General features: G+C 73.6%; 24 protein-coding genes and 1 pseudogene. 17 read left to right on the top strand and 8 right to left on the bottom strand.

Annotated features, from left to right (window positions below; all coding sequences use genetic code 11):
• Positions 1–90: 90 nt before the first annotated feature.
• Positions 91–1869, top strand: coding sequence for a sensor histidine kinase (locus tag ACFYZY_RS18520; protein WP_388695187.1), 1779 nt, complete (start codon positions 91–93; stop codon positions 1867–1869).
• A gap of 37 nt (positions 1870–1906) precedes the next feature.
• The gene (locus ACFYZY_RS18515) at positions 1907–2566 is read left to right on the top strand and encodes a response regulator (RefSeq protein WP_388695058.1); all 660 of its coding nucleotides are present in this window, start codon (positions 1907–1909) and stop codon (positions 2564–2566) included.
• A gap of 37 nt (positions 2567–2603) precedes the next feature.
• Here the strand turns inward: ACFYZY_RS18515 and ACFYZY_RS18510 are convergent, their stop codons facing one another.
• The gene (locus ACFYZY_RS18510; protein ID WP_388695056.1) at positions 2604–3116 is read right to left on the bottom strand and encodes a MarR family winged helix-turn-helix transcriptional regulator; all 513 of its coding nucleotides are present in this window, start codon (positions 3114–3116) and stop codon (positions 2604–2606) included.
• A gap of 91 nt (positions 3117–3207) precedes the next feature.
• On the opposite strand from ACFYZY_RS18510, the gene ACFYZY_RS18505 reads away from it, so the two are divergent.
• The 4 genes from ACFYZY_RS18505 (at position 3208) to ACFYZY_RS18490 (ending at position 7328) form a co-directional block, all read left to right on the top strand.
• A complete protein-coding gene (locus ACFYZY_RS18505; protein ID WP_388695054.1) occupies positions 3208–4308 on the top strand; it encodes a hypothetical protein in 1101 nt (366 codons plus the stop codon).
• A gap of 102 nt (positions 4309–4410) precedes the next feature.
• A complete protein-coding gene (locus tag ACFYZY_RS18500; protein WP_388695052.1) occupies positions 4411–5907 on the top strand; it encodes a DUF2252 domain-containing protein in 1497 nt (498 codons plus the stop codon).
• 42 nt (positions 5908–5949) lie between these two features.
• Positions 5950–6927, top strand: a complete 978-nt coding sequence (locus ACFYZY_RS18495) for a hypothetical protein (RefSeq protein WP_388695050.1) — start codon at positions 5950–5952, stop codon at positions 6925–6927.
• Positions 6928–6983: 56 nt separating this feature from the next.
• Positions 6984–7328, top strand: a complete 345-nt coding sequence (locus ACFYZY_RS18490; RefSeq protein ID WP_388695048.1) for a rhodanese-like domain-containing protein — start codon at positions 6984–6986, stop codon at positions 7326–7328.
• Between the two features lie 76 nt (positions 7329–7404).
• On the opposite strand, the gene ACFYZY_RS18485 is transcribed toward ACFYZY_RS18490, so the two are convergent.
• The 5 genes from ACFYZY_RS18485 to paaA all read right to left on the bottom strand — a co-directional run bounded on the left by ACFYZY_RS18485 (position 7405) and on the right by paaA (position 11076).
• Positions 7405–8493 carry a 2Fe-2S iron-sulfur cluster-binding protein gene (locus ACFYZY_RS18485; RefSeq protein WP_388695045.1) on the bottom strand — a complete coding sequence of 363 codons (1089 nt, stop codon included), beginning with the start codon at positions 8491–8493 and terminating at the stop codon, positions 7405–7407.
• Entirely contained in the window at positions 8494–8991 is a 498-nt protein-coding gene (paaD, locus tag ACFYZY_RS18480; RefSeq protein ID WP_388695042.1) for a 1,2-phenylacetyl-CoA epoxidase subunit PaaD, read from the bottom strand. It abuts the gene before it with no gap.
• On the bottom strand, positions 8985–9692 hold the full coding sequence (gene paaC / locus ACFYZY_RS18475; RefSeq protein ID WP_388695184.1) for a 1,2-phenylacetyl-CoA epoxidase subunit PaaC: 708 nt from the start codon (positions 9690–9692) through the stop codon (positions 8985–8987). Before paaC ends, paaD begins: the two co-directional genes overlap by 7 nt.
• Positions 9693–9775: 83 nt before the next feature.
• On the bottom strand, positions 9776–10063 hold the full coding sequence (paaB, locus tag ACFYZY_RS18470) for a 1,2-phenylacetyl-CoA epoxidase subunit PaaB (RefSeq protein WP_388695041.1): 288 nt from the start codon (positions 10061–10063) through the stop codon (positions 9776–9778).
• Positions 10060–11076 (bottom strand): 1,2-phenylacetyl-CoA epoxidase subunit PaaA, encoded by a 1017-nt coding sequence (paaA, locus tag ACFYZY_RS18465; RefSeq protein ID WP_388695040.1) that lies wholly within the window; start codon positions 11074–11076, stop codon positions 10060–10062. Before paaA ends, paaB begins: the two co-directional genes overlap by 4 nt.
• 112 nt (positions 11077–11188) lie before the next feature.
• Here paaA and ACFYZY_RS18460 point away from each other — a divergent pair, with 112 nt between their 5' ends.
• Genes ACFYZY_RS18460 through ACFYZY_RS18450 form a run of 3 tightly spaced genes read left to right on the top strand, consistent with a single transcriptional unit; the run spans position 11189 to position 14021 of the window.
• Positions 11189–12046 (top strand): DUF5819 family protein, encoded by an 858-nt coding sequence (locus ACFYZY_RS18460; protein WP_388695039.1) that lies wholly within the window; start codon positions 11189–11191, stop codon positions 12044–12046.
• On the top strand, positions 12043–13314 hold the full coding sequence (locus ACFYZY_RS18455) for an HTTM domain-containing protein (RefSeq protein WP_388695036.1): 1272 nt from the start codon (positions 12043–12045) through the stop codon (positions 13312–13314). Before ACFYZY_RS18460 ends, ACFYZY_RS18455 begins: the two co-directional genes overlap by 4 nt.
• Positions 13311–14021, top strand: coding sequence for a TrmH family RNA methyltransferase (locus ACFYZY_RS18450; RefSeq protein WP_388695034.1), 711 nt, complete (start codon positions 13311–13313; stop codon positions 14019–14021). Before ACFYZY_RS18455 ends, ACFYZY_RS18450 begins: the two co-directional genes overlap by 4 nt.
• A 39-nt stretch (positions 14022–14060) precedes the next feature.
• Here the strand turns inward: ACFYZY_RS18450 and paaN are convergent, their stop codons facing one another.
• Positions 14061–15758, bottom strand: a complete 1698-nt coding sequence (paaN, locus tag ACFYZY_RS18445; protein WP_388695031.1) for a phenylacetic acid degradation protein PaaN — start codon at positions 15756–15758, stop codon at positions 14061–14063.
• A gap of 124 nt (positions 15759–15882) precedes the next feature.
• On the opposite strand from paaN, the gene ACFYZY_RS18440 reads away from it, so the two are divergent.
• Both ACFYZY_RS18440 and ACFYZY_RS18435 read left to right on the top strand, forming a co-directional pair.
• A complete protein-coding gene (locus tag ACFYZY_RS18440) occupies positions 15883–17544 on the top strand; it encodes a 3-hydroxyacyl-CoA dehydrogenase (RefSeq protein WP_388695028.1) in 1662 nt (553 codons plus the stop codon).
• Positions 17541–18131, top strand: a complete 591-nt coding sequence (locus tag ACFYZY_RS18435; protein ID WP_388695027.1) for a TetR/AcrR family transcriptional regulator — start codon at positions 17541–17543, stop codon at positions 18129–18131. The genes ACFYZY_RS18440 and ACFYZY_RS18435 overlap by 4 nt, the downstream gene beginning before the upstream one ends.
• 63 nt (positions 18132–18194) lie before the next feature.
• On the opposite strand, the gene ACFYZY_RS18430 is transcribed toward ACFYZY_RS18435, so the two are convergent.
• Positions 18195–18713 (bottom strand): Lrp/AsnC family transcriptional regulator, encoded by a 519-nt coding sequence (locus ACFYZY_RS18430; RefSeq protein ID WP_388695182.1) that lies wholly within the window; start codon positions 18711–18713, stop codon positions 18195–18197.
• A gap of 192 nt (positions 18714–18905) precedes the next feature.
• Here ACFYZY_RS18430 and pdhA point away from each other — a divergent pair, with 192 nt between their 5' ends.
• From pdhA to ACFYZY_RS18400, 6 genes and pseudogenes are all read left to right on the top strand, one after another.
• Complete coding sequence (pdhA, locus tag ACFYZY_RS18425) at positions 18906–20063, top strand: pyruvate dehydrogenase (acetyl-transferring) E1 component subunit alpha (RefSeq protein ID WP_388695179.1); 1158 nt, start codon at positions 18906–18908, stop codon at positions 20061–20063.
• The gene (locus tag ACFYZY_RS18420; RefSeq protein ID WP_388695024.1) at positions 20063–21109 is read left to right on the top strand and encodes an alpha-ketoacid dehydrogenase subunit beta; all 1047 of its coding nucleotides are present in this window, start codon (positions 20063–20065) and stop codon (positions 21107–21109) included. Before pdhA ends, ACFYZY_RS18420 begins: the two co-directional genes overlap by 1 nt.
• Positions 21109–22521, top strand: a complete 1413-nt coding sequence (locus ACFYZY_RS18415; RefSeq protein ID WP_388695023.1) for a dihydrolipoamide acetyltransferase family protein — start codon at positions 21109–21111, stop codon at positions 22519–22521. The genes ACFYZY_RS18420 and ACFYZY_RS18415 overlap by 1 nt, the downstream gene beginning before the upstream one ends.
• Positions 22522–22672: 151 nt before the next feature.
• Positions 22673–23524, top strand: coding sequence for an NTP transferase domain-containing protein (locus tag ACFYZY_RS18410; protein ID WP_388695020.1), 852 nt, complete (start codon positions 22673–22675; stop codon positions 23522–23524).
• A pseudogene (locus ACFYZY_RS18405) lies at positions 23521–24932 on the top strand (molybdopterin molybdotransferase MoeA). The gene ACFYZY_RS18410 and the pseudogene ACFYZY_RS18405 overlap by 4 nt, the downstream one beginning before the upstream one ends.
• A 20-nt stretch (positions 24933–24952) precedes the next feature.
• Complete coding sequence (locus ACFYZY_RS18400; RefSeq protein WP_388695176.1) at positions 24953–26014, top strand: potassium channel family protein; 1062 nt, start codon at positions 24953–24955, stop codon at positions 26012–26014.
• The last annotated feature ends 145 nt before the right edge of the window (positions 26015–26159 follow it).

Here is a 26159-nt window from a genome sequence, read left to right as displayed (position 1 = left end):
GTGAGGGGTGCGACCTTCGTCGTGGACGGGCGAGACGAAAGAGGGAAGGCCGGGGGCGGGGGCCGTACCTAGGGTGCGAGCGTGGACGCCATGTCGAAGTCGGGAAGCCGGAGCGCGTACGGGATCGGTGCCGTACTCGCCGCGGGGTGGGCCTGGTTCGCCGTGCCCGGGCAGTGGTCGGGGCGCAGGACCACCGGAGAAGTGGCCCTCGCCGTGGTCGTGGGGCTGCTGGGCGCGGGGACCGAGGAACTGCTGGGCGGTGAGGGGTGGCGGCTCGCCGGGGTCGCCGTCGGCGCCGCCGTGCTGTCGTTGCTGCGGCGCCGGCTGCCCGTGAGCGTGCTCGTCCTGACGGCGGCCCTCGCCCCCTTCGTTGCCGGGTTCGGGCCGTTGCTGCTCGTGGTCGGCTGGTCGGCCGGGCGGTACGTCGAGGGGGCCGGCCGGGCGCTGGCGGCGTTCATCGCCGCCTACGTCCTCGACGTCGGGGGAACGCTCCTGGAGACCTGGGACCAACAGCGTCTGCTCACGGTCGCCTTCATGGGGACGCTCTACTACCTGGCGACCACCCTGGCCCCCGGGCTCGCCCACCGCTACTGGACCCAGCGGCGGACCCTGCTGCACGCGCTCCAGGAGCGCAACGCCCAACTGCTGCGCGAGCGGGCCATGGTGGTCTGGCAGGCGCGGCTGCGGGAGCGGCAGCGGATCGCCCAGGACATGCACGACAGCCTCGGGCACCAGTTGGCACTGATCGCCGTGCACACGGGCGCCCTGGAGGTGGACCGGGAGCTGGGCGAGCGCCAGCGCGAAGTGGTCGGCGTCCTGCGGAACGCGTCGGTGACGGCGATGCACGAGCTGCGGGAGGTCGTCGGGATACTCCGCGACGGGACCGCGGCGGCGGGCGGGCCTCCCGCGGCGCCCGGGCGGGTGGGGGACGAGACGGGACGGGCGGCCCGGGGCATCGCCGGCATCGAGGGACTCGTGGCGGCGGCCCGGGCGGCGGGGACCGAGGTCGCGCTGCGACGGACGGGGGAGGAGAGGTCGCTCGCACCGGCGGCCGACCACGCCGCGTACAGGATCGTGCAGGAAGCCCTGACCAACGCCTACAAGTACGCGCCGGGGTCGCCGATCGGCGTCGAGCTGCGGTACGAGCCGGACACCTTCGTGGTGGAGGTCGTCAACGGGGAACCGGTGGACGGCCCCGCGCAGGACGTGGTGAGCGGCGGACAGGGGCTGACCGGACTCGTGGAGCGGGCCCGCCTGGTGGGCGGCATGTGCCACGCGGGTCCCGCCGACGGCGGAGGATTCCGGGTGGCCGGGATGCTGCCGTACGGGACGGCACCGGTCGCGGAGGCAGCGCCTTTGGTCGATGCGGCCGACGACTTCCGGCAGCAGACCACGAAGCCGCTGGCGGGGAATGGTCGTCCGGTCGTGGCCGGACCGGCCGACTGGACCTTCACGGAGCGGGAGCTGGCGATGGCGATGCGCGGGGGCGGGCGCAGGAGTACGGGCGGGACGATCGCGCTCGGTTGCGGGATCGCGTTCGCGGCGATCGTCCTGCTCGTGGTGGCGGGCGGCTTCGCCCTCTACTTCTTGGTGGGTTCGCTGAAGGACGGAATGATCGATCCCGCCGAGTACGAAGCGGTGCGGGTCGGAGCGGACGAGCGGGAGGTCCGGGATCAGCTGCCGTCGGGCGAGACGATAGCCACGGCGGGCCTGGGGGATTCGGGGCCCGCGCGGCCGCAGGGGGCCGACTGCCTGGTTCTGATGTCCTCGGAACTGGGGGAGAGCTTCGACGAGGAGCCCGTTTTCCGGTTCTGCTTCAGGGGCGGCAAGCTGATCGAGAAGAAGTCGTACACGGTCGAGCAGAGGTAGCGCCGGCCGTTCGTACCGGAGCCGTGGGGGAGTAGCTGTGGCAGGGCAGCCCATCAGGGTCGTGATCGCCGACGACGAGCCGCTGATCAGGGCCGGGATTCGGATGATCCTCACCTCCGACCCGGAGATCGAGGTCGTCGGGGAGGCGGCCGACGGACGGGCCGCGGTGGAGGCGGCGCGGGCGCACGCCGCCGACGTGGTGCTGCTCGACATCCAGATGCCGGTCCTCGACGGCCTCTCGGCACTTCCGGAACTGCGGCGGGCGGTGCCCGCGGCCCGGGTCGTCGTCCTGACGACCTTCGGCGAGCGGGAGAACGTGCTGCGGGCGCTCGAACACGGAGGCGCGGGTTTCCTGCTCAAGGACACGGCTCCGGCAGAACTGATCGCAGCGGTGCGGGCGGCCGCGGCGGGAGACGCGTACCTGTCCCCGGCGGCGACCCGCCATGTGGTCGAGCGACTCGCCACGGGACGGGAGGCGGCCCGCGCCGAGGAGGCGCGGGGACGGGTGGCGGCGTTGAGCGACAAGGAGCGGGATGTCCTCGCGCTGCTCGGGGAAGGGCTCTCCAACGCGGACGCGGGGAAGCGGCTGCACATGAGCGAGGGCACGGTGAAGACGTACGTGAGCCGCATCCTGGCCAAGCTGGACTGCGAGAACCGGGTCCAGGCGGCCCTGCTGGCCCGGGACGCGGGACTGTAGGGAGCCCGGAGGCCGGGCGGGGGCCGGGGCGGGCCCGTCAGTGCGAGGGGTGGCCCGGGGGGCGGCTCGCTCCGGTGTCGCTGTGACCGGCGCCGTCGCGGTCGGGACCGCTGTGATCGGTGCCGTTGTAACGGAGCAGGTACGTGGCGAAGCGGGCCAGGTCCTCGGCCGACCAGTCGCTGAGCCGTTCCTGATAGGCGGCGTGGCGGTTCGTCCGGGCCGAGGAGAGGATCTCCGTGCCCGCCGCCGTGGCGTGGAGGACCTGTACGCGGTGGTCGTCGGGGGCGGGACGGCGCTCGACGAGGCCCAGTTTCTCCAGACCGGCGACCTGGCGGCTGACCGTCGACTTGTCCAGCAGGTAGTGGGCCGCTAGATCGGTGGCGCGGCAGCCGTGCCGCTCCTCGATGTGGGCGAGGAGCGTGTAGGAGACGAGCGGGATCTCGGGGTGGATCCGGGCCGCGGCGGCGCGGGCCCGGCGGGCGAAGGCCGTCAGTTCCCGCTGAATGACGTCCAGGGACGCTTCGCGGGGTGGTTGCGCGCCGCCGGTCATGGGGGCTCCCTCGTCGTCGTGCGGGCTCCGTTCGCCCGCTGCGGCCTTTCGGTTGTATAGTACAACGGTTCTCTAGTTGTAAAAGCCAACCATGGAGGTCTCGGTGTCCTCAGGACCGAACACCAAGGGTGCGTTGAAGCACGTCCTCGGACATCTGCTCACCCCCCTGCTGATGTGCATCGGCATGGGCCTCGCCTACCTCGGCGCCTTCCACGCTCCCGAGCCCCACGACCTGCGCGTCGACATCGTCGGCTCCGGCCCCACCACCCAGGTCCTCGCCCAGACGCTCCAGGACAAGGGAGCGGGCGCCCTCGACGTCCGCACCGTCGCCGACCGGGAGAGCGCCGTCACCGCGCTGCGCGAGCAGCACAGCTTCGGCGCCTACCTCCCCGGCGAGAAGCCCGAACTCCTCGTCGCCTCCGGCTCCTCCGACACCAGCGCCATGGCGGTCGAGAAGGTGTTCACCAAGGTCGCCGCCGCGCAGGACGCGCCCCTGAAGGTCACCGACGTCGCCCCCACCGCCTCCGGCGACCCCACCGGCCAGGGGGTCTTCTTCCTCCTCGTCGCCCTCAGCATCGGCGCGTACGCCTCGGTCGCCGTCATCGGCGGCGCCGGCGCCGCCCTGCCCATGCGGATCAGGGCCCTCCTCGCCGCCGGGATGTCCCTCGTCGTCAGCCTGATCGGCACCGTCTTCGCCGGACCGGTCTTCCACCTGGTCGACCGGGGGCTCGGCGGGGTGTGGGCGATGTCCTGGCTGTACGCGGCGGGCATCCTGATGGTCGGCATCGGTCTGCACACCTTCCTGCGCCGCTGGACCACGCTCGGCGTGATGGTGCTCTTCGTCATGCTCAACTTCACGAGTTCCGGCGGCATCTACCGGCCCGAGCTCCAGCCCGGCTTCTTCGGCGCCCTGCACGCCTTCTGGAACGGCGCCGGCTTCGTCGAGGGCGTGCGTTCCCACGTGTACTTCGGCGGCCACGCCCTCGGCGGGAACGTCCTCGTCCTCGCCCTCTGGCTCCTCGCCGGTGTCGCTCTCGTCGTCCTCGCCGGTCTCACGGAGTCCCGTCGGGCGAAGGAAGCCGTCGGGGCGCCGGCCGCCGGGCACGCGGAGAAGACCGGGGCCGGGACCACGGCCGGGACCGGCTCCGACGAGGAGACCGAGGAGGAGATGGAGGAGGCCGTCGCGGTCTGAGGACTTGTCCACAGGGGCTGTCCACAGGGAAGGCGGCCGGCCGGTCGCGGAGGTAGCGTCGGGCCGAACGGTGGTGGACATCGCATCGGGGGAGGACGTCCCATGGACGTGATCAGGACCGTCGTACCGGAACAACGGGGTACGGACGGAGCACCGGACGGGACGACGGGCAGGCCGTCGTACGGGATGCCCGGCGAGGAGCGCATCCCGTACGTGCCGGGGTTCGCGCGCCGACCGGCCGCGGGGACCGAGGTCTCTCCCGGGGCGCGGGGCAGGAAACTGCGCGAGCGGGTGCCCCGCTCCTCGCACGACCGGCAGGGCCTTCCCGCCGGCCGTCCGGACGCCGTACGCGCCGTCGAGGAGTCGAACCTCGGACGGGTCCCGGAACTGACGCCGATACGGGTGGGCAGGATGGCGGCGAGCCCCTTCGCCTTCCTGCGCGGATCCGCCGGGCTGATGGCCCAGGACCTCGTCGGAACCCCGGTCACCGGGATCGCGGCCCAGATATGCGGCGACGCGCACGCGGCCAACTTCGGTCTCTACGGGGACGTCCGCGGCCGGCTCGTCATGGACCTCAACGACTTCGACGAGACCGTCGTCGGCCCCTGGGAATGGGACCTCAAGCGGCTCGCCACCTCCCTCGTCCTCGCCGGCCGGGAAGCCGGCGCGAGCGAGGAGGACTGCCGGGCCGCCGCCTTCGACACCGTCGGCGCCTACCGGCGCACCATGCGCCTGCTCGCCCGGCTTCCCGCCCACGACGCCTGGAACGCGATCGCCGACGAGGAACTCGTCTCCCACGCCGACGCCCACGACCTCGTCGGCACCCTGGAGAAGGTCTCCGCCAAGGCGCGCAACAACACCAGCGCCCGGTTCGCCGCCCGGTCGACGGAGGCCGTGGCGGACGCCGAGGGAGGCGGCCGCAGGTTCGTCGACGCTCCCCCGGTGCTGCGCCGCGTCCCGGACGCCGAGGCGGCCCGGGTCACCGCGTCCCTCGGGCCGTACCTGGAGACCGTGTCCGAGGACCGGCTGCCGCTCCTCGCGCGGTACGCCGTCCACGACGTGGCCTTCCGGGTGGTCGGGACCGGCAGCGTCGGCACCCGCTCCTACGTCGTGCTGCTCCTGGACCACCGGGGCGAGCCGTTGGTGCTCCAGGTGAAGGAGGCCCGCCCCTCGGCCCTGCTGCCCCACCTGCCGGCCGCGGGCTTCACGGCGAAGGACGCGGACCACGAGGGGAGGCGCGTGGTGCTCGGGCAGAAGCGGATGCAGGTCGTCAGCGACCACCTGCTCGGCTGGACCTCGGTCGAAGGGCGCCCGTTCCAGGTGCGGCAGTTCCGCAACCGCAAGGGCAGCGTCGATCCCGCCGCGCTCACCACCGGCGGGATCGACGACTACGGGCGGATGACCGGGGCCCTGCTCGCCCGCGCCCACGCCCACAGCGCCGACCCGCGCCTGATATCCGGCTACTGCGGCAAGAACGAGGAGCTGGACGAGGCCGTCGCCTCCTTCGCCGTCCGGTACGCGGACCGCACCACCGCCGACCACGCCGACCTGCTCTCCGCCGTCCGTTCCGGCCGGGTGGCGGCCGAACTCGGCGTCTGACTTCCGGCCGGGAGCGGCGCATCGCCCCCTTACGCTGGGAGGGTGACGACCCGGAACGAGGACAGCGACGTGGACCAGGGCCAGGACGGCGCCGAGAACGCGGCCGGCGGCCCGGCCGACGCACAGCCGCACACGGAGACGGATGCCGGTTCCGGCCCGCGGGAGGGGGCCGGCGAGGCCGCCGAAGCCGGTGCCGCCACCGGCACCGTTGATGGAGCCGGAGCCGGAGCCGGAGCCGGAGCCGACGAGCGGCCCGAGGCACGGCTCGAACGTGCCGTGCGGGTGGCCGAGCAGGCGCTGATCGAGTTCGAGATCGCCGTCGAGACCTTCCGGGTCGAGGTGGAGAACTTCTCCCGGCTGCACCACCAGAAGCTCGGTCCGATGTACGCGCGGCTCGACGAGCTGGAGGCGCTGATCGCCGAGGCCCGGGCGGCCCGCACCGGTGACGCGGAGGACCTGCGACGGGCGAGAGAGGCGCGGGCGGCGGTCCTGCCGATGCCCGGGGTGGAGGAACTGTTCCACGACTGGGCCGACACCGACGGCCTCTCCCCCGAGGCGGCGGCGATGCTCACCGGCCGTCCGGTGCAGCCGCCGAAGCGGGTCCGGCCCGGCGAGGAGGCCCGCAGGCTCTACCGCGAGCTGGCCCGCAAGGCCCACCCCGACCTGGCCCGCGAGGAGGACGAGCGGAAGCGGCGCGAGGAGTTCATCACGCGGGTGAACGCCGCCTACGCCCGCGGGGACGAGGCGCTGCTGCGGGAGCTGTCCGCCGAGTGGGAGGCCGGCCCGGCGCCGGCCGAGGAGCGGCTCAGCGAGAGCGAGGAGCTCTACGCCCGTCTGGAGTGGCTGGCGGAGCGCAAGGACATGCTGTCGGCGCTGGCGCGCGAGCTGGAGGAGAGCGCGATCGGCGCGATGCTGCGGATGGCGCCGGACGACCCGGACCGGCTCCTGGAGGAGATCGCGGAGCAGCTGCTCGCACAGGTCTCCGAGCGGGAGAACGAGCTGTCCGGGCTCGTGCAGTAGGTTTTTCCGTGAGTCCGGGTTCCTCCCGGCGGTTCCGACGAGAGAAGGCCAGTCCCATGAACGTCTCCCCGCTGCCCTCGGTGGACGTGGCATCCGTGCCCGCCGATGCCCTGGTGCTGGACGTCAGGGAGGACAACGAGTGGGCCGCCGGTCATGTCGAGGGCGCGGTGCACGTGCCGATGAGCGACTTCGTGGCCCGTTTCGGCGAGGTCACGGAGGTCCTGTCCGAGCGCGGCCGGGCCTATGTGATGTGCCGGGTCGGCGGCCGGTCGGCGCAGGTCACGCAGTACCTGGTCCAGCAGGGCTTCGACGCGGTGAACATCGACGGCGGGATGCTCGCCTGGGACGGAGCCGGGCGCCCGATGGTGACCGAGAACGGCAGCCCGGCCTTCGTCCTCTGATCTTTCCCCGGAGGCCCGGCCCCCCCGTGCGGGGGCCGGAGCGAACGGTCGTGGACTTTGCCGGCGGGCGGAGCCGTCAGCGGTCGAAGTCCAGCTCCACCCCGGCGGTGACGGGCCGGGACTGGCAGGCCAGGACATATCCGGCGTCGGTCTCCTCCGGCTCCAGCGCGAAGTTGCGGTCCATCCGCACCTCCCCGTCGACGACGAAGGCGCGGCAGGTGCCGCACACCCCGCCCTTGCAGGCGTAAGGGGCGTCCGCGCGGGCCCGGAGCACGGTGTCGAGAAGCGTCTCCCCCCGTTCCACCGGCCAGGTGCCGGAACGACCGTGCAGGGTCGCGGTCAGGGTGGCGTGCGCGGGGGCGTCGGCCGCCGGGGCCACCACGGTCGCCGAGCCGTCGTCCACGTGGAAGATCTCCTGGTGGACCCGGCCGCGATCGACCCCCAGGTCGCGCAGCGCCCGCTCGGCGCTCCGCACCAGCCCGAACGGACCGCAGAGGAACCAGCCGTCGACGTCGCCGACCGGCAGCAGCGCGGGCAGCAGCGCGGTGAGCCGATCCCGGTCGAGCCGCCCGGACGGCAGCCCCGCCTGCTGCTCCTCCCGGGAGAGCACGGTGACCAGCTGGAACCGGTCGGGGTAACGGTCCTTGAGGTCGGCCACCTCGTCCAGGAACATCGTGGACGCGGCGGTGCGGTCGCTCCGGACCAGGCAGAACCGGGCCTCCGGCTCACGGGCGAGCAGGGTGGCCGCCATCGACAGGACCGGAGTGATGCCGCTGCCGCCGACGACGGCCGCGAAGCGGCCGGGACGCGGGGCGAGCGTGAAACGGCCCCGGGGCTCCATGACGTCGACCAGGTGCCCGACGGCCAGCTCCTTGAGCGCGTATGTCGAGAACGTGCCGCCATCCACGAGCCGGATGCCGACGCGCAGGACGGGGGGTTCACCGGCCGGGACGGCCGGGGCGCAGATCGAGTACGTGCGCCGGACCTCCTCGCCCCGCTCTCCGGTGCGCCGCAGGGCGAGGTGCTGACCGGGCACGTGCCGGTACGCCTCCTGGAGGTCGGGCGGAACCTCGAAGGTGACGGCCACCGAGTCGTCCGTGAGCCGCTCGACCCCGCTCACCCTGAGCGGGTGGAATCCGGCCCGCCCGGCCCCTGAGGTCACCATCTACAACTCCTTGAAGTGGTCGAACGGCTCGCGACAGGCGGTACAGCGGCGCAGCGCCTTGCACGCGGTGGAGGAGAAACGGCTCAGCAGTTCGGTGTCGGTGGAGCCGCAGTGGGGGCAGCGGATCGCCAGGGTCAGGGGCACGGGCCCGCCGGAAGGGCCCTGCGGACGGGGCGGGGCGATGCCGAACTCGGTGAGCTTGCGCCGTCCCTCCTCGCTGATGTCGTCGGTGGACCAGGCGGGGGCGAGGACGGTGACGACGGAGACCTCCGGGACCCCGTGCTCGTGGAGCGCGCGCTCGATGTCCGAGGACATGGCCTCGATCGCCGGGCAGCCCGTGTAGGTCGGGGTGAGGGTGACCTCGACCCGGCCGGGGCCGGTCACGTGAACGCCCCGCACGACGCCCAGCTCCTCCAGGGTGAGGACGGGGAGCTCCGGGTCGGGGACGGCGCCGGCGACCCGGCTCAGCTCCTCCTCCAGGGGCGTCCTGGTCACCACGACGCCCCCGGGTGGCTGCGGTGCAGGTGCTGCATCTCGGCGAGCATCCGCCCGAAGGGCTCCGTGTGCAGGCCCTGCCGGCCCGCGCCCGCGCTCCAGGCACCGGTGCGCGGCCCGGTGGGAACGTCGAGCGTGGCCCGTCCGAGGACGTCCGTCACCGACTCCAGCCAGGCGCTCTCCAGCTCCGTGGTGTCCACGTCGAGCCCTTCGACGGGCTGGAACAGTTCGCCCGTGTACCGCCACAGGGCGTCGCAGGCGCGTCGCATCCGCTCGTGGCTCTCGGCGGTGCCGTCGCCGAGGCGCAGCGTCCACTGTTCGGCGTGGTCCTGGTGGTAGGCGACCTCCTTGACGGCCTTGCCCGCGAGACCGGCGAAGGGGCCGTCGCCGGAGGCCAGCCGGCCGTACAGGAGACGCTGGTAGGTCGAGAAGTACAGCTGCCGGGCGATGGTGTGGGCGAAGTCCCCGTTCGGCTGCTCGACGAGCTGGACGTTCCGGAAGGAGCGCTCCTCCCGGAGGTAGGCCAGCTCGTCCTCGTCGCCGACGAGGGAGAGCAGGACGCGGGCCTGGCCGAGCAGGTCGAGCGCGATGTTGGCCAGGGCGACCTCCTCCTCCAGGACGGGGGCGGAACCGGCCCACTCGCCCAGGCGGTGGGAGAGGACGAGGGCGTCGTCCCCGAGGGCGAGTGCCGCGCCGACGGGCACGGCGGCGCCCTTCCGGTTGTCGGCGCTCTCCCGGCTGTCGGCACCTTCCTGGGCGGGGGTGCCCTCCCGGATGTCGGGGGTGCTCACAGGTGCTTCACCCCGTCCGGGATCTCGTAGAACGTCGGGTGGCGATAGGGCTTGTCCGCCGCCGGGTCGAAGAAGGGGTCCTTCTCGTCGGGCGAGGAGGCGGTGATCGCCGCGGAGGGGACGACCCAGAGGGAGACGCCCTCGCTCCTGCGGGTGTACAGGTCCCGGGCGTTGCGCAGGGCCATCTCCGCGTCGGGCGCGTGGAGACTGCCCGCATGGGTGTGGGACAGTCCGCGGCGAGAGCGCACGAACACCTCCCACAGCGGCCAACCGTCGCTCGTCATCCCTGTGCCTCCCGGTGCTTCCCGTGGTGCTTCTCCGCGTGGGCCGCCGCCGCTTCCCTGACCCAGGCGCCGTCCTCGTGGGCCCGGCGCCGCCTGCTCAGCCGCTGGTCGTTGCAGGGGCCGTTCCCCTTGAGGACGTCCCAGAACTCGGTCCAGTCGATCGGGCCGAAGTCGTAGTGCCCGCGCTCCTCGTTCCACCGCAGGTCGGGGTCGGGGAGGGTGAGGCCGAGCGCCTCGGCCTGCGGGACGGCGATGTCCACGAAGCGCTGCCGCAGCTCGTCGTTGGTGTGGCGCTTGATCTTCCAGGCCATCGCCCTGGCCGTGTGGGTCGACTCGTCGTCCGGCGGGCCGAACATCATCAGCGAGGGCCACCACCAGCGGTTCACCGCGTCCTGCGCCATGGCGTGCTGGGCCTCGGTGCCGTTCGACAGGGCGAGCAGCGCCTCGTACCCCTGGCGCTGGTGGAAGGACTCCTCCTTGCAGACCCGGACCATCGCGCGGGCGTAGGGGCCGTAGGAGCAGCGGCACAGGGGGACCTGGTTGGTGATCGCGGCGCCGTCCACCAGCCAGCCGATCGCTCCGACGTCGGCCCAGGTCAGCGTGGGGTAGTTGAAGATCGAGGAGTACTTCTGGCGGCCGGTGTGGAGCTTGTCGAGCAGCTCGTCGCGGCTGGTGCCGAGGGTCTCCGCCGCGCTGTACAGGTACAGGCCGTGCCCCGCCTCGTCCTGCACCTTGGCCATCAGGATCGCCTTGCGCCGCAGCGAGGGGGCCCGGGTGATCCAGTTCGCCTCGGGCTGCATGCCGATGATCTCGGAGTGGGCGTGCTGGGCGATCTGGCGGACGAGCGAGGCGCGGTAGGCGTCGGGCATCCAGTCGCGCGGTTCGATGCGCTCGTCGGCGGCGACGGCGGCGTCGAACACGGCCTCGCGGGCGGCCTGCTCCACCGCCCCGGCCTCGCCCGTGGCGCCGGGTGCGGTCGTGCCACCTGCCGTCCCTGCCGTCATTGCGGTCATCGGACCCCCTACCGACCGATCGTTCGGTTGAATGACTCCAATGGTGAGTCGGCGGCCCGTATGGTGTCAACCCTGTGGATGACCGGGGCGGGCCGATCGGGATCGGGGCGGGATGGACGCGTACGTCGAGAAGGAGACGTCCGGGACGGACGACGACGACCGCCACCCGTTCCCGGCGGACCCGCCGCCCGCGCCCCCGGGCCCCCCGGCCGCCCCTCCGCGCGCGCCGTCCCCCGTGGACGCCGCCCCGGCGGCCGGGACCGGCATCACGGCCCTGTCCCTGCCGTACCAGGTGGTCGTCGCGGTCGCGCTCGCCGTCACCGGGGTGTTCGCCTGCGTCCACCTGGCGATGGTCTTCCTGCACGTGGCGCCGTCCAACACGCTGACCAAGCGGCACGGCCAGGCCGTGGACGACTGGATCTACCCCGAGTTCGAGCAGAACTGGAAGCTCTTCGCGCCCAACCCGCTCCAGCAGAACGTCTCGGTCGAGGTCCGCGCCGAGGTCGCCACCGCCGGCGGCGGTCACCGGACCACCGGCTGGATCGACCTCACCGCCGGGGACGTCGGGGCGGTCCTCCACCACCCGATGCCCAGCCACGTCCAGCAGAACCTGCTCCGCAGGGCCGTGGACTTCTACTTCACCTCGCACTCCGACGACCTCCGTCCCAACGGGTCGCGCGGTCACCTCTCGGAGGAGTACATGCGCCGGATCGTGATGCTCCGGCTCGGCGCCCTGCCCTCCCTCGACGGCGCCGACGTGCGGCGCGTCCAGCTCCGTACCGTGACCCGGCCCGTCGCCGCCCCCGCGTGGAACCCCGAGAACCCCGAGAACCCCGAGAGCCCCGAGAGCACGGAGAGCGCCGTGCGACCGGAGCCCTCTCCCTCCTACCGCCCCTTCCCGTGGTGGCGGATCACCGACACCGACCGACCCGCCGGGAGCGGCCGGAACCGCGCGGAGACCACCCGATGACCCTCCCGAACCCGGCATCCCGGCCGGACCCCGCGACCGCCCCTCCGGACGCGCGCACCCGCGAGCCCGCCGACCGCCGGCTCGCCCGCGCCGTCCAGACCGTCACCGGGCGCCCCCTCGGCCCGTACCAGGCCGCGATCGTCCGGATCGGCTTCTCGCTGACCTGGCTGCTCTTCCTGCTGCGGGAGCTGCCGCACCGGCACGAGCTGTACGGTCCCGACGCTCCCTGGTCCTGGGATCTCGCCCGCCGACTGATCGCCCAGAACCGTTCCTTCAGCGTGCTCATGTGGTCGGACGGGCGCCTCTGGTTCGAGTGCGTCTACGGGCTCGCGGTGCTCTCCGCCGTGCTGCTCCTGGTGGGCTGGCGCACCCGGGCCGTGTCCGTGGTCTTCATGGCCGGGGTCCTGTCGCTCCAGAACCGTTCGGTCTTCGTGGGCGACGGCGGCGACAACGTCCTCCACCTCGCCGCGATCTACCTCGTCCTGATCCGGTGCGGCCGGGTCTGGTCCCTCGACGCCCGCCGGGAGGCCCGCGAGGACCGGGCCGCCCGTGCCGGGGAGCCGCCGCGCCGCGATCTCACCGGTCCGTTGCTGTGGACCGTGCTCGGCGGCTTCCTCATGGCCGCCACCCGGTTCGGCGACGTCACCGGGGAGTGGTGGGTCCCGGTGCTGCTGTGGGTGCTCTGGCTGGGGAACGCGCTGTGGTGGCTGGTCCGCCGGCACGCCCCCGGAGAGCCGCGCGTCCTGCTCGACGCCCTCGCGAACCTCGCGCACAACGCCGCCCTCCTCGTCCTCATGGCGGAGGTCTGCCTGATCTACGCCACGGCCGGCTGGTACAAGATCCAGGGTTCGCGCTGGCAGGACGGCACCGCGCTGTTCTACCCCCTCCACCTTGACCACTTCACCCCCTGGCCCGCACTCTCCGGACTGCTCGCGTCGAGCGGGATCATGGTGATGGCGCTGTCCTACGGAACGGTGATCGTCCAGGTCGCCTTCCCCTTCACCCTCTTCAACCGCAAGGTCAAGAACGTCCTCCTCGTGGCGATGATGCTGGAGCACGCCGGCATCGCCCTGCTCCTCGGGCTGCCGGTCTTCTCGCTCGCGATGATCTCCGCCGACGCCGTCTTCCTCCCGACGGCCTTCCTGGTGGCCCTGGGTGCCCGGGTGGCCGGGGGCCGGGACCGGTTGCTGCGGCGGACACCGGGCGGGAGGCTGCCCGGACAGCGCCGTACGGGTGAGGAGCGCGGCCCCCGTACCCTCGTCGGGTGAGCACCACCGAAGAGAAGCCCGGACCGGAGAAGCCCGGGCCGGAGACGGCCGGACCGGAGACGGCCGGGGAGCCGGTCCAGTACGACGAGGGGTTCGGCACCGAGGTCGGTGTCGGCCCGCATCCGGAGCCGTGGCCCCGGGGCGAGCGGTACGACCCCGAGCTGCTGGCCGGCGGAGACCGGCGCAACGTCGTCGACCGCTACCGGTACTGGACCCGGGAGGCGGTCGTCGCCGACCTGGACACCCGGCGCCACGACTTCCACGTGGCGGTGGAGAACTGGGGCCACGACTTCAACATCGGCTCGGTGGTACGGACCGCCAACGCCTTCCTGGCGAAGGAGGTCCACATCGTGGGCCGGCGCCGCTGGAACCGGCGGGGCGCCATGGTCACCGACCGCTACCAGCACGTCCGCCACCACCCGGACACCGAGTCGCTGACCTCCTGGGCGGCGGCCGAGGGCCTGCCCGTCATCGGCATCGACAACCTGCCCGGCGCCGTGCCGCTGGAGCGGACCGTCCTCCCCCGCCGCTGTGTGCTGCTCTTCGGCCAGGAGGGCCCCGGACTCACCGAGGAGGCCCGCGCCCACGTGGAGACGGTCTGCTCGATCGCCCAGTTCGGCTCGACCCGCTCGATCAACGCGGGAGCGGCCGCCGCCATCGCCATGCACGCGTGGATCCAGAGGTACGCCGAGATCGGGACCCCCTGAGGCGGCGGGGCCCGGCGGGCCCCGCCGCGCACGGGACGGTCACGTCTGGCGGCGGACCTCCACCACCCGGAAGCGGTTGGCGACGAAGGCGCCGTCGCACAGGGCCGCGTTCGCGGCCGGGTTTCCGCCGGAGCCGTGGAAGTCGGAGAACGCCGCCGTCTGGTTCACGTACACCCCGCCCGTGAGGTTCAGCGAGAGCTGGGCCGCCTCCTCCAGGCAGACCTCCTCCACCGCCCGCTCGGTCTCCTCCGAGGTCGTGTACGCGCCGACCGTCATCGCGCCCTTCTCGCGGACCGTGCGCCGCAGCAGCTCCAGGGCGTCGGCGGTGGAGTCCACCGCGACGGCGAAGGAGACGGGGCCGAAGCACTCCGAGGAGTACGCGTCCCGGGCCTCCGGCTTGGAGGCGTCCAGCTTCACGACGAGCGGGGTGCGGACCACGGCGTCCGGGAACTCCGGGTTGACCACCTCGCGAGACGCGAGCGCCACCTCCCCGAGTCCGGCGGCGGCCTCCAGACGTGCCTTCACGTCCGGATTGACCAGGGCGCCGAGCAGGCCGTTGGCGCGGGCGTCGTCCCCGAGCAGGCCGTCGATCGCCGCCGCGAGGTCGGCCACCACCTCGTCGTACGACTTGGGTCCCTGATCGGTGGCGATGCCGTCGCGGGGGATCAGCAGGTTCTGCGGGGTGGTGCACATCTGGCCGCTGTAGAGCGACAGCGAGAAGGCCAGGTTGGCCAGCATGCCCCTGTAGTCGTCGGTGGAGTCCACCACGACCGAGTTGACGCCGGCCTTCTCGGTGTAGACCTGGGCCTGGCGGGCGTTGGCCTCCAGCCAGTCGCCGAAGGCGGTCGAGCCGGTGTAGTCGATGATCCGGATCTCCGGCCGCACGGCCAGCGTCTTGGCGACGCCCTCGCCGGGGCGCTCGGCGGCGAGCGCCACCAGATTCGGGTCGAAGCCCGCCCCGGCCAGGACCTCACGGGCGATCCGGACGGTGAGGGCGAGCGGCAGGACCGCGCGGGGGTGGGGCTTGACCAGGACCGGGTTGCCGGTGGCGAGGGAGGCGAACAGGCCCGGATAGCCGTTCCACGTGGGGAAGGTGTTGCAGCCGATCACCAGGGCGACGCCCCGGCCGACCGGGGTGAACTCCTTGCTCAGCTCCAGGGGGTCGCGCTTGCCCTGGGGCTTGGACCAGCCGGTCCGCCCGGAGGGGGTGCGGGTCTGCTCCGCGTACGCGTACGCCACGGCCTCCAGACCCCGGTCCTGGGCGTGCGGGCCGCCGGCCTGGAACGCCATCATGAACGCCTGTCCGCTGGTGTGCATGACGGCGTGGGCGAACTCGTGGGTGCGGGCGGAGATCCGGGCCAGGATCTCCAGGCAGACCAGGGCGCGGGTCTCGGCTCCGGCGTCCCGCCAGGCGCCCGTCCCCGCGCGCATGGCGGGGAGCAGGACGTCGAGGTCGGCGTGCGGGTACTCGACGCCCAGCTCCGGGCCGTACGGCGAGACCTCGCCGCCGGTCCAGCCGTCCGTGCCGGGCTGGTCCAGCTCGAAACGGGTGTGCAGCAGGGCCCGGTACGCGGCGAGCCCCGCCGCCGCGTCGAGCGAGCCGTCCGCTCCGTACGCCTTCGGGTGTTCGGGGTGCGGCGACCAGTAGGCACGGGTGCGGATGGTGTCGAGCGCCTGGTCGAGCGTGGGCCGGTGCTTCTCGGCCAGACGGTCGGAGGTCGGCTGGACGGTGGCCATGGATGGACCAACTCCTCGTCGAGCTGGGCAGGGAGACACGTACGGAGTTAGAGTAACCGAACGATCGGTCGGGACAAGGGGGGCCGTCGAACCTGTGGAAAACCCATCGGGGAGGATCACCCCCATGAGAGCCGACGTGACCGTCAGGGGGAGCGACGACGTGACCGCCAGCGAATCCGCCACCGGGGAAGCCGTGGAACAGAGCCGTGCGGAGGCCGTGGAGCCGGGACCCGCCGTGGAGCCTGAGCCCGCCGTGGAGCCGGGTCCCGCCGTGGAGCGGCACCGCACCGTCGCCGTCGTCGGCACCGGGACCATGGGGCAGGGGATCGCCCAGGTCGCCCTGGTCGCCGGCCACCCCGTGCGCCTCTACGACAGCGCCCCCGGCAGGGCCGGGGAGGCCGTGGCCGCCCTCACCGCCCGCCTGGACCGCCTCGTGGAGAAGGGGCGCCTGGAGGCCGGCGCGCGCGAGGCGGCCGTCGGGCGGCTGCACGCGGCGGCGGAACTCTCCGAACTGGCGGACGCCGCCCTCGTGATCGAGGCGGTCGTCGAGGACCTCCCGGTCAAGCGACGGCTCTTCGCGGATCTGGAGGAGGTCGTCGGGGACGACACCGTCCTCGCCACGAACACCTCCTCCCTCTCCGTCACCGCCGTCGCGGGAGCCCTGCGCCTGCCCGGCCGCTTCGTCGGGCTGCACTTCTTCAACCCGGCGCCGCTGCTCCCCCTCGTCGAGGTCGTCAGCGGCTTCGCCACCGATCCGGACACCGCCACGCGCGCGTACGCGACGGTGAAGAGCTGGGGCAAGACCCCGGTGCGCTGCGCGGACACCCCCGGCTTCCTCGTGAACCGGATCGCGCGCCCCTTCTACGCCGAGGCGCTGCGGGTCCACGAGGAAGGCGCGGCCGACCCGGCCACCATCGACGCGGCCCTGCGCGAGAGCGGCGGCTTCCGCATGGGCCCGTTCGAGCTGACCGACCTGATCGGCCAGGACGTGAATGAGGCCGTCACCCGGTCGGTGTGGGAGTCCTTCCACCACGACCCCAAGTTCACCCCGTCGCTCGCGCAGCGCCGGCTCGTCGAGTCGGGGCGGCTCGGCCGCAAGACCGGGCACGGCTGGTTCCCGTACGCGGAGGGCGCCGAGCGGCCCGGGCCGCACACGGCGCCCCCGGCGGAGGCGCCCGCGCGGGTCACCGTCCGGGGCGACCTGGGACCGGCCGAACCGCTGGTGGGGCTCTTCGAAGGGGCCGGGATCAGGGTCCGGCGGCGCACGATCGGCAGCGGTTTCATCGAGCTGCCGGACGGCACCGCGCTGATGCTCACGGACGGGGAGCCCGCCTTCGAGCACGGCCGTGAGAACGCCGTCCTCTTCGACCTGGCCTTCGACTACGCGCGCGCGGGCCGGATCGTGCTCTCCGCCCGGGAGGACATCGCGCCGGAGAGGCTCGCCGGGGCGGTGGGTCTCTTCCAGGCCCTCGGCAAACAGGTGTCCGTGATCGGCGACGTGCCCGGCATGATCGTCGCCCGCACGGTCGCGATGCTGGCCGATCTCGCGGCCGACGCGGTCGACCGCGGGGTCGCCACCGCCGAGGACGTCGACACGGCGATGCGGCTCGGGGTCAACTACCCGGCCGGACCGCTGGAGTGGGCCGCGAGCGTCGGCCACCAGCGCGTGTGCGAGCTGCTCAGGGCACTGCACGAGTGGTACCCGACGGGGCGGTACGCGCCGGGCGTCGGTCTCGTGCGCCGGGCGTACGACGAGGAAGCCCGAACGGGGAAGGACTCCCGATGACCACGGCGAAGCGCGACACCTACACCCCCGAGACGCTGCTCTCGGTCGCGGTACGGATTTTCAACGAGCGCGGTTACGACGGTACGTCGATGGAGCACCTGTCGAAGGCGGCGGGCATCTCCAAGTCGTCGATCTACCACCACGTGACCGGCAAGGAGGAGCTGCTGCGGCGGGCGGTCAGCCGCGCGCTCGACGGCCTGTTCGCGATCCTCGACGAGCCGGGGGCCGGGCGGGGCCGGGCCGTCGAGCGGGTCGAGTACGTCACGCGCCGCACCGTCGAGGTGCTGATCGCGGAGCTGCCGTACGTGACGCTGCTGCTGCGGGTGCGGGGCAACACGGGCACCGAGCGGTGGGCGATGGAGCGCCGCCGCGAGTTCGACCACCGGGTGGCCGAGCTGCTGAAGGCCGCAGCCGCCGAGGGCGACCTGCGGGCGGACGTGGACATCCGGCTCGCGACCCGGCTCCTCTTCGGCATGATCAACTCGCTGGTGGAGTGGTACCGGCCGCAGCAGGACCCCGCGGAGGAGCAGCAGCTGGCCGAGACCGTCGCCCGGTTGGCCTTCGACGGGCTGCGGACGGCTTCCTGACGGCCTCCTGGCGAGCTCCCGGAGATCTCTCGGCGGGCTTCCCGGTGGGCTCCGCCCCGCCCGTCAGGTCTCCCGGTGGTCCGGGTCGAGGTCGGTCTCCTCGAAGACCAGCAGGGTCCGGGTGGAGAGCACCTCCGGGATCGCCTGGAGCCTGGTGAGCACCAGCTCGCGCAGGGTTCGGTTGTCCGGGGTGTGCACCAGGAGCAGGACGTCGAAATCGCCGCTGACCAGCGCGATGTGTGCGGCTCCCGGCAGGGCCTGGAGCTGTTCGCGCACGGTCCGCCAGGAGTTCTGGACGATCTTGAGCGTGATGTAGGCGGAGGCGCCGTGCCCCGCCCGCTCGTGGTTGACGCGCGCGCTGAAGCCGCGGATCACGCCGTCGTCGACGAGCCGGTTGATCCGTGCGTAGGCGTTGGCCCGGGAGACGTGCACCCGCTCGGCCACGGAGCGGATCGAGGCGCGCCCGTCCGACTGGAGGATGCGCAGGATGTCGCGGTCGACGGCGTCCAGAGGACGTGCCGGAAAGGCCGGGACCGGCGTCGCGGGCGCCGGGACGACGGCCTGCTCCCGCTCGTCGGCCATTTGTTCATCCGCCATGTGCCCCCGCCTCTCTCCGGTGGACGACCTGTGTCCATCCCAGGCTGTGGAGAACCGTTTGTCCACAGGCTGGAGGTGCCTGTAGCCAAAATGCCTCCACGACCGAACAATCGGTAGGTGAGGCGCACCACACTCGCGCCGCCCGTCTTCGGGTGTCATGCCCGCTCCCACGAGGAGGTGGACTCGTTGCGACAGCGCAGTTCGACAGTCCAAGAGCCGCCCGGTGCCGCCCGCGCCCACCGGACCCCCCCGCCGGCATGGCAGCCGTGCACCGACCCCGCCCCGCTGCTGCCCGACGCCGAGCCGCTGCGCGTGCTCGGCACGGCCGCCGCGGCCGACGCCGACCCCGCGCTGCTGCTGAGGCTCTACGCGGAGCTGGTCCGGGGCCGCCGTTACAACACGCAGGCGACCGCCCTCACCAAGCAGGGCCGCCTCGCGGTGTACCCGTCCACCACCGGCCAGGAGGCGTGCGAGATCGCCGCCGCGACGGCCCTGGAGGACCGGGACTGGCTCTTCCCCTCGTACCGCGACACCCTGGCGGCGGTCGCACGCGGACTCGACCCCGTCCAGGCCCTGACCCTGCTGCGCGGCGACTGGCACACCGGTTACGACCCGCACGAGCACCGGATCGCGCCGCTCTGCACGCCCCTGGCCACCCAGCTCCCGCACGCGGTGGGACTCGCCCACGCCGCCCGCCTCAAGGGCGACGACGTCGTCGCCCTCGCCATGGTCGGCGACGGCGGCACCAGCGAGGGCGACTTCCACGAGGCGCTGAACTTCGCGGCCGTCTGGCGGGCGCCCGTGGTCTTCCTCGTCCAGAACAACGGCTTCGCGATCTCCGTGCCGCTCGCCAAGCAGACCGCCGCGCCCTCCCTCGCCCACAAGGCCGTCGGGTACGGCATGCCCGGCCGGCTCGTGGACGGCAACGACGCGGTCGCCGTCCACCAGGTGCTCACCGAGGCCGTGGCCCGCGCGCGGCGCGGCGGCGGGCCGACCCTGGTCGAGGCCGTCACCTACCGGATCGACGCCCACACCAACGCCGACGACGCCACCCGCTACCGCGAGGCCGCCGAGGTCGAGGCCTGGCGGGCGCACGACCCGGTCCTGCTCCTCGAACGGGAGCTGACGGAGCGCGGACTGCTGGACGAGGACGGCAGGCGCGCGGCGGCCGAGGCCGCCGAGACGATGGCCGCGGACCTGCGCGAGCGGATGAACGCCGACCCGGTGCTCGACCCGATGGACCTCTTCGCCCACGTCTACGCGGAGCAGACCGCGCAGCTGCGCGAACAGGCGGCGCAGCTGCGCGCCGAGCTCGAAGCCGAGGGTGAGGCGTGATGACGACCGCGACGACCGGCCCCCGGGCGGACGGAACCGGCGGGAGGGCCGGGAGGGCCAAGCCCGCCACGATGGCCCAGGCGCTCCAGCGCGCCATGCGCGACGCCATGGCCGAGGACCCGGCCGTCCACGTGATGGGCGAGGACGTCGGCACCCTCGGCGGCGTCTTCCGCGTCACCGACGGGCTCGCCGCCGAGTTCGGCGAGGACCGCTGCACGGACACCCCGCTGGCCGAGGCGGGCATCCTCGGCGCGGCCGTCGGCATGGCCATGTACGGCCTGAGGCCGGTCGTGGAGATGCAGTTCGACGCCTTCGCCTACCCGGCGTTCGAGCAGCTGGTCTCCCACGTGGCCCGGATGCGCAACCGCACGCGCGGCACGATGCCGATGCCGATCGTCGTCCGCGTCCCGTACGGCGGCGGCATCGGCGGCGTCGAGCACCACAGCGACTCCTCCGAGGCGTACTACACGGCCACACCGGGGCTGCACGTCGTCACCCCGGCCACCGTCGAGGACGCCTACGGCCTGCTGCGCGCGGCCATCGCCTCCGACGACCCCGTGGTCTTCCTGGAGCCCAAGCGGCTCTACTGGTCCAAGTCCGACTGGTCCCCGGAGGCGCCCGCCGCCGTCGAGCCGATCGGCAGGGCCGTCGTACGGCGCCGGGGCACCGGCGCCACCCTGATCACCTACGGCCCCTCCCTGCCGGTCTGCCTGGAGGCGGCGGAGGCCGCGCAGGCCGAGGGCTGGGACCTGGAGGTCGTCGACCTGCGCTCGCTCGTGCCGTTCGACGACGAGACCGTCTGCGCCTCGGTGCGGCGCACCGGACGCGCGGTGGTGGTCCACGAGTCGACCGGTTTCGGCGGCCCCGGCGCGGAGATCGCCGCCCGGGTGACCGAACGCTGCTTCCACCACCTGGAGGCACCGGTGCTGCGGGTCGCGGGCTTCGACATCCCGTACCCGCCGCCGATGCTGGAACGGCACCACCTGCCCGGCGTGGACCGGGTCCTGGACGCGGTGGCGCGACTCCAGTGGGAGGCGAACAACTGATGGCCCGGGTTCTCGAGTTCAAACTGCCCGACCTCGGTGAGGGGTTGACCGAGGCCGAGATCGTGCGCTGGCTGGTCGCCGTCGGCGACGTGGTCGCCGTGGACCAGCCGGTCGTCGAGGTCGAGACGGCCAAGGCCGTGGTCGAGGTGCCCTGCCCGTACGGCGGCGTCGTCACCGCCCGGTACGGCGAGGAGGGCACCGAACTGCCCGTCGGGGCGCCTCTCCTGACGGTCGCGGTGGGCGGCGCCGAGGAACCGGCGCCCGCGGCCTCCGCCCCGGAGAGCGCCGCCGACGCCGCCGTGTCCTCGGAGTACTCGGGCAACGTGCTGGTCGGGTACGGCACCGCCGGGCCCGCCGCCCGGCGTCGGCGGGTGCGGCCTGCGGACCCGGCCACCGCCCGGGTGACGGTGGCGGCGCCCGCCTCCGCCTCCGCGACGGTCACGGCCCCCGCTCCCGCGCCGGCCGGCACTTCCGCTCCCGCGCCGGCGACCGGGGCCGTCGACGGGCACCGGAGGCCCGCGCCCGTCATCTCCCCGCTCGTGCGGAAGCTGGCCAGGGACGGGGGGCTCGACCTGCGGCGGGTGCGCGGCTCGGGGCCCGAGGGGCTGATCCTGCGGGCCGATGTCGAGCGGGCCCTCGCGGACCTGGAGAAGCCCGCCGCCGCCCCGGCACCCCTCCTCGCCCCCGTTCCTTCCGCCTCCGCCCCTTCCGGTACCGCTCCGGGTGCGGAGCGGATTCCGCTGCGCGGGCTCCGGGGCGCGGTGGCGGACAAGCTGTCCCGCAGCCGTACGGAGATCCCGGACGCGACCTGCTGGGTCGACGCCGACGCCACCGAACTGATGGCGGCGCGGACGGCGATGAACGCGGCGGGCGGACCGAAGATCTCGCTGCTCGCGCTCCTCGCCCGGATCTGCGTCCACGCCCTGGCCCGCTTCCCCGAGCTGAACTCCACGGTCGACACCGCCGCCCGGGAGATCGTCCGCCTGCCGGACGTGCACCTCGGTTTCGCCGCCCAGACCCCGCGCGGCCTCGTCGTCCCCGTGGTCAAGGACGCGGGGCGGCGGACGGCGGAGTCGCTGACGGAGGAGTTCGGGCGCCTGACCGAGGCCGCCCGGCGGTCCGCGCTCACCCCGGCCGACCTGACAGGCGGCACCTTCACCCTCAACAACTACGGGGTGTTCGGGGTGGACGGCTCCACGCCGATCGTCAACCACCCCGAGGCCGCCATGCTCGGGGTCGGCCGGATCGTCCCCAAGCCCTGGGTGCACCGGGGCGAGCTGGCCGTCCGCCAGGTGGTGCAGCTCTCGCTCACCTTCGACCACCGCGTCTGCGACGGCGGTACGGCCGGCGGCTTCCTGAGGTACGTGGCGGACTGCGTCGAACAGCCCGCCGTCCTGCTCCGAACGGTCTGACGGCCCGCAGCCCGCAGCCCGCTGTCGCGGCACGCGGAACCGGTTGCCGGGCCCGCCGGACGGGCCCGGACCGGTCCGGTTCGGGGCCGGTCCGTCCCTCCCCGAGGGACGGACCGGACGCTCGTGGGGCCCGGCGGCCCATACTGCTGGGGTGACTACCGCATACGACGCCGTCGTGCTCGCCGGGGGCGCCGCCGAGCGGCTCGGCGGCGCGGACAAGCCCGCCGTACGGGTCGGAGGGCGCACCCTCCTGGACCGCGTGCTCGCGGCATGCCCCGACGCCGGACGGACCGTGGTCGTCGGAGACCCCCGGCCGACCGGCCGGCCCGTCCGCTGGACCAGGGAGGAGCCCCCCGGCGGCGGTCCGGTGGCCGCCCTCGACGCGGGGGTGCGGGAGACGGGAGCCGCCGTGCTGCTCGTCCTCTCCGCCGACCTTCCCTTCCTGGACGGAACCACCGTGCGGAGCCTCCTCGGCGCCCTGGCGGAGGAGCCCGGGACCGAGGCCGCGCTCCTCGTCGACGACGGGGGGTGGGACCAGCCGCTCGTCGCCGCGTACCGGGCCGGGCCGCTGCGCCGGGAGCTGCTCCGGCTCGCGGACGAGCGGCACGGCCTCGCCCACGTGCCCCTGCGGCACCTCACGCGCGCGCTCCGTGTCACCCGGGTTCCCGGGGGGTCCCTCGCCTCGTTCGACTGCGACACCTGGGAGGACATCGCCACGGCCCGGGCCCGCATCAGGGAGCATGGGACCGTGCTGGACGAATGGATCACCGCAGTCAAGGACGAACTGGGCATCGAGCTGGACGTCGACACCGGCGTGCTGCTCGACCTGGCCCGCGACGCCGCCCACAACGTGGCCCGCCCCGCCGCGCCCCTGACCACCTTCCTCGTGGGGTACGCGGCGGCGCGAGCGGGCGAGAACGGCCCCGAGGCGGTCGCCGAGGCCGCCCGCAAGGCCGTGGCGCTCGCCCTGCGCTGGGAGTCCGAACAGGACGGAACCGGATGAGCCTGAAGGAGCCCGCCCCCACCGCCTCCGGGTCCCCGGTGACCTCCGGGCCTCCCATAGATCCCGGAGCTCCCGGAGCCTCCGGGCCCCCCGGGGCCGCCGCCGACGCGAAGGCCGAGCGGCCCTGCGGGGCGGTTTCCTGGCCCGACGCGCGGGCCGCCGCGAGCCGCGCCGGGACGGCCGCGCGGGCCGGCCGGAAACCGCTGGGGCTCCCGCTCGGCCGGGCGCTCGGCCAGGTCCTGGCGGAACCGCTCCTCGCCCTCGTCGACCTGCCCTCCTTCGACACCTCCGCCATGGACGGCTGGGCGGTCGCGGGCCCCGGCCCCTGGCACGTCCGCGAGGCCGCCGCCGTCCTCGCCGGTCGCGCACCGGCCGCCGCCCTGGCCGCGGGGGAGGCGGTACGGATCGCCACCGGCGCCCCCGTTCCGCCCGGGACCACGGCCGTCCTCCGTACCGAGCACTCCCGGACCGGCCCCGGCGGCGGTACGGGGAACCTTCCGCTGCACGCCCTGCGCGAGATCGTCGCCGGGCAGGACATCCGTCCCCGGGGACAGGAGTGCCGCTCCGGCGACGAGCTGCTGCCCGCCGGCACCACCGTGACCCCCGCCGTGCTGGGGCTCGCCGCCGCCGCCGGGTACGACGAACTCCCCGTGCCGCCCCGGCCCCGCGTGGAGATCCTGGTCCTCGGCGACGAACTCCTCGCGTTCGGTCTTCCCCACGAAGGGCTCATCCGGGACGCCCTCGGACCGATGCTCGGCCCCTGGCTGGCGGCGCTCGGCGCGGACGTCCTGGCCACCCGCCGGATCGGTGACGACGCCGAGGAACTGCACGCGGCCGTCACCGGTTCGACGGCCGATCTGGTCGTCACCACCGGAGGAACCGCCGCGGGCCCCGTCGACCACGTCCACCGCGTACTCGACAGAGCCGGTGCCACCCTCCTGGTCGACGGGGTGAGGGTCCGGCCGGGACATCCGATGCTCCTCGCCCACCTCGGAGCCGGTCCCGGGGAGCCCCGGCACGTACGCCACCTCGTCGGGCTGCCCGGCAACCCGCTCGCGGCCGTCTCCGGACTGCTCACCCTCGCCGCGCCCCTGCTCGCCGCCCTGTCGGCGGTCGAGGACGGGGCCGGAGCGGGGCTCCGTTCTCTCGTGTCGTACCGTGTGGCCGTTCGGGACGAGGTGCACGGGCACCCCCATGACACGCGTCTCGTTCCGGTCGTCCACCACGGCGGGCAGGTCGTCCCGCTGCGCTACAACGGACCGGCCATGCTCCGCGGGATCGCCGCCGCGGACGCCCTGGCCGTCGTTCCGCCCGGCGGGGCCCGCCCCGGCCGCGAGCTGGACGTCCTCGACCTTCCCTGGCCGACGGCGGCGGGCCCGTACCGGGCCAAGGAGCGTGTTTCACGTGAAACTTCCCAGTCGTGACGTGATGGCCCGTCACGCCGACGAGAAACTCGCCGGACCCCGGGTCACACTGCCCCGGCGAGTGGTCGAGCGGCCGCTGCGCCAGGTCGGCAAGCGGCTGCTCATGGCGTTCGCCGTGCTGGCCGCGACGGTCCTCATCGTCTATTTCGACCGCGGCGGTTACCACGACAACGCCGACGAGGAGCTCGACTTCCTCGACTGCGTCTACTACGCGACCGTGACGCTCTCCACCACCGGCTACGGCGATGTCGTCCCGTACAGCGACACGGCGAGGCTCGCCAACATCCTGCTGGTCACGCCCTTGCGCGTGCTGTTCCTGATCATCCTGGTCGGCACCACCCTGGAGGTCCTCACCGAGCGGACCCGGGAGGAGTTCCGGCTGAACCGCTGGAGGTCCACCTTGCGCGACCACACCGTCATCGTCGGCTTCGGCACGAAGGGGCGGTCCGCGATCCAGACCCTCTGCGCCACGGGGCTCAGCAAGGAGCAGATCGTCATCGTCGATCCCTCCAGCAAGGTGATCGAGACGGCGAACGCGGACGGTTTCGTCGGTGTCATCGGGGACGCGACCCGCAGCGCCGTGCTGCTCCGCGCCGAGGTGCAGCGGGCGCGGCAGATCGTCATCGCCACCCAGCGCGACGACACGGCCGTCCTGGTCACCCTCACGGCACGCCAGCTCAACCGGGGCGCGAAGATCGTCGCCGCCGTCCGCGAGGAGGAGAACGCGCCGCTGCTGCGCCAGTCCGGCGCGGACGCGGTCATCACCAGCGCCAGCGCCGCCGGCCGCCTGCTCGGCCTCTCGGTGCTGAGCCCCAGCGCCGGCACGGTGATGGAGGACCTGATCCAGCAGGGTTCCGGCCTCGATCTGGTCGAGCGCCCGGTGAACAAGAGCGAGGTCGGCAAGAGCGTGCGGGAGACCGGGGACCTCGTGGTGAGCGTGCTCCGGGGACACCGGCTGCTCGGCTACGACGATCCCGCGGCCAGCCCGCTCCAGCTGACCGACCGCCTGATCACCATCGTGCGCGCCGTGCCGGTGACCCGTCTCTCCCCGCCGCCGGAGAACTGAGACGCCCGGCCGGAACCGTCTGGACGGGAACCGCCCCGCCGGAACCGCTCGCCGGGGCCCCAAAAAACCGCCCCGCCGAAATCCCCCCGCTGGAACCGCCCCGCCGGAGCCTCCCGGCCGGGACCCGGACCCCGGCGGCGGTCCC

Origin of the sequence: Streptomyces sp. NPDC001744 (assembly GCF_042892575.1) — a bacterium.
In the GTDB taxonomy this organism is placed as follows: Bacteria; Actinomycetota; Actinomycetes; order Streptomycetales; family Streptomycetaceae; genus Streptomyces.
This window is presented reverse-complemented; position numbering and strand designations above follow the sequence as displayed.